Raw genomic sequence first — 3,079 nt, 5'->3', positions numbered from 1 at the left:
GGATGATCCTCAGGAAGCTGAGGCTTTTTTACGCCGCTGTTCTGGCCGCTTTGCTCAACCGCTCAATCGCTGTCGAATACCAGCCGTGAGGGCAAGCGCCGTCCAAAACGAATTATTCAGACCCGACGAAGTAGACGAACGCTTCCTGCAGGCACTCGCACAACGTCGCGGCGTCCTCGCCGGCGGTGAAGAGCACGAGGCTTGCACGGCTGTATCCGAGCGTCGCGATGAGCGCCAGTAGCGGCGCGCGGCCACGACAGATGACCGTGAAGTTAGCATGCATCTGCTTGCCCGGCGGCGTCTCGAATCGCACTACCGGCTCGGGCTCTGCACGCTTGTACGGTGGCAGGAACGTCTTGAGCTGGCTGATACCGCCTTCATAGCCGGCTTCCTGCAACTCCCGCAGCAGGACCGTTGCCGGAATCCAGTGCGGTCGTGCAGCGGCCACGCGCGCGGGGAATAGTGCTTGAACGGGGCGAGCTTGGTCGGGTGTGGCTCACGTTGCCTGTAACGGCCCTCCTGCTCGTCGCGCAGATAGCGGCGCACCGTGTTGCGCGACAGGCCCGTTTGCCGCGCAATCTCGCGTACCGCCGTTCCCCGTCTTGCCCAATACCTTGATTTCCACTGCTTGCTGAGTCAGCATCGGCGGCAAAAAGCCGCCATCCTCTCCCAAGCGGGTCAGTTTACATCGGCGCTAACAGATCGTCGACCGTACGTCGGCGACCGCCTTTGGGCGATGGTTCGAACACGGGAATCAACGGTTCCAGCGCCGCCCACAATTCATTGCTGATTTTTCGTCTTGCCATGTCGCCAGGATATTGCGTCCATGGCTTCATGTCCAGGTTGTGTTAGCGACTCTTAACGTTACAGTGCCTCCGACAGGGGTTTAGAGATATGGGTATTGGTCGCTTTTAATATGCGACTCAATGCACTACCAAGAAGCATGCGATTCAATTTATCTGTCATTAGCGTGATGTGATTGCCTGGTACTGGATTTGTAAAGAGATGCGACGATGGGATAATTTTATCCCAGCCATGTGTTTGAGTAGAGGTGTGATCGCCTTGACCGCGCTTCTCGAGCGCATAAAATTGGTGGATTGCTGAATGCAACGGCGGTGGAGTATAAATCTTTACCATGTCGACGTAATTGTGGATGCGCTTGTAGTGATCGACGGCGACCTTGATGGGGATCGTTTTTGGTAGAATTTCTAGTTTCTGCGCAAGCTCAATTAGCTCTTCAATGTTTAATTTTCCAATTTTTTCCTGCATTTTATTTATGCGTTCTTTTAGTATGGTATTTCCGCAATCGGAAATCGACATAACGAATCGTTGCTCGATAGTCAAATGGTCATTTCTGAAAGTGCTCGGGGCGGGTGTGTCAATAAGCCCAACAAAATCGATCTCCATTCCCATGTCCGAAAGTTGTTTTGCGATAGCATAAGAGAGAATGCCGCCCGTACAGTAGCCGCAAATTCGATAGGGTCCGTTTGATTGGGTGCCAATTATGATATTTGCCATTTTCTCAGAAAGACCTTCAATCAAACTGGATGAGGCGTCAAAACTTGGTGGCCATGGAAGTGCATATGTCGGGCAATCAATTTTTATGCTCTGGGAAAGGGCGAATGCGTAAGAATGATCTCCGAAGCCATCCGGTACGAAGAATATCGGAGGCTCTGATCCGGATGATCGAATCGTGATTGCACTGATATTTGAGGTAAATGACGGATAAGTGTCGATGTGTAAAGCTAGTTTCGCCAGGGTAGAGTGTTGAAATATGTCATTCAAGGTACATATCATGCCGCGCTTCGCTGCATGGTTAATCATTTGAACAGCGAGCAGGGAGTGTCCGCCAAGAGCAAAGAACGAATCGTGTCGACTGACTGTGTGGACGCCGAGCAGTTCACGCCAGATGTCGGCCAGTGCGATCTCGAGTGCGCCGACGGGGGCTTCGTACGCGGCATGGGCGAGTGAGTCGGCATCCGGAGCGGGCAGTGCCCGGCGATCGAGTTTGCCGTTGGGAGTGAGAGGCAACGCGTGCAGCCGCACGAAAGCGCTAGGGACCATGTAATCGGGCAGGCGGCTGGCGAGCCAGTCGCGCAGTTCACCTGGCGATGTTTCGTTGCCTGTGACATAGGCCACCAGACGTTTGTCGGTTTCGCCGAGTGCGACTACGACGGCTTCGCGTATGGCGGGGTGCTCTGCGAGACAGGTTTCGATTTCGCCGGGCTCGATGCGGAAGCCGCGAATTTTAACCTGGTGGTCGTTGCGACCGAGGAACACAAGATTGCCGTCGGGCAGGTAGCGGGCCAGATCACCGGTGCGATACATGCGGGCATCGGAGTGATGGGAGAAGGGATCGGGGAGGAAGCGTTCGGCGGTCAGTTCGGGGCGGTTCAGATAGCCACGAGCCACGCCTGCGCCGCCGATATACAGTTCACCCACTGCGCCTAGCGGCACCGGTTGACCGTGGCTGTCTAGCAGGTAGAGCCGAGTGTTCGAGATCGGCCGGCCGATAGACGGATCCAACCCCGGTACCATCCGATGTGTAGCAGACCAGATAGTCGTCTCGGTTGGTCCGTACATGTTCCAGAGGACTTGCACATGATCGAACATGCGTGCAGCGAGTGATGCAGGCAGTGCGTCCCCGCCGCAAAGCAACGTGAAAGATGCGTTGGGCCAGCGGTGATTCAACAGCGCGCTCCAGTGTGCCGGCGTGGCTTGAAGGAACGTGACGGCCTCCTGTTCGATTAGTGCGACAAGGCGCTCGGGATCAATTGCGACATCCCGTGAAGCAAGCATCAGCTGCGCGCCGGACAGCAATGGCAAATACAGCTCTAGCGCTGCGATATCGAACGATACCGAGGTGAGATTGAGCACAGTGTCATCGGCAGCGATGCCGGGTTCCGACGCCATCGCGCTGTATAGGTTGACCAGTGATACGTGTTCGACCATCACCCCCTTTGGGGCACCAGTGGAGCCGGAAGTGTAGATCACATAAGCGAGATGGCGTGAGGTAAGGCCCGGTATCTGAGGATTGGTCTCGGGTTGTCCAGGAGCGTCGTTGGGGTCGATCAGGGTG

General features: G+C 55.6%; 1 protein-coding gene and 2 pseudogenes. All 3 read right to left on the bottom strand.

Annotated features, from left to right (window positions below; genetic code table 11):
• Positions 1-118: 118 nt before the first annotated feature.
• Positions 119-643 (bottom strand): annotated as a pseudogene (locus AB4Y34_RS41295) (helix-turn-helix domain-containing protein); the annotation flags it as partial.
• A 58-nt stretch (positions 644-701) separates the two neighbouring features.
• Positions 702-806: pseudogene (locus AB4Y34_RS41290) on the bottom strand (IS5/IS1182 family transposase); the annotation flags it as partial.
• Between the two features lie 58 nt (positions 807-864).
• Positions 865-3,079, bottom strand: a 2,215-nt coding sequence (locus AB4Y34_RS41285) for an amino acid adenylation domain-containing protein (protein WP_368719239.1), incomplete at its 5' end; no start/stop codon positions are given.

This window comes from Paraburkholderia sp. BR10954 (assembly GCF_040965775.1).
Lineage (GTDB): Bacteria > Pseudomonadota > Gammaproteobacteria > Burkholderiales > Burkholderiaceae > Paraburkholderia > Paraburkholderia youngii.
This window is presented reverse-complemented; position numbering and strand designations above follow the sequence as displayed.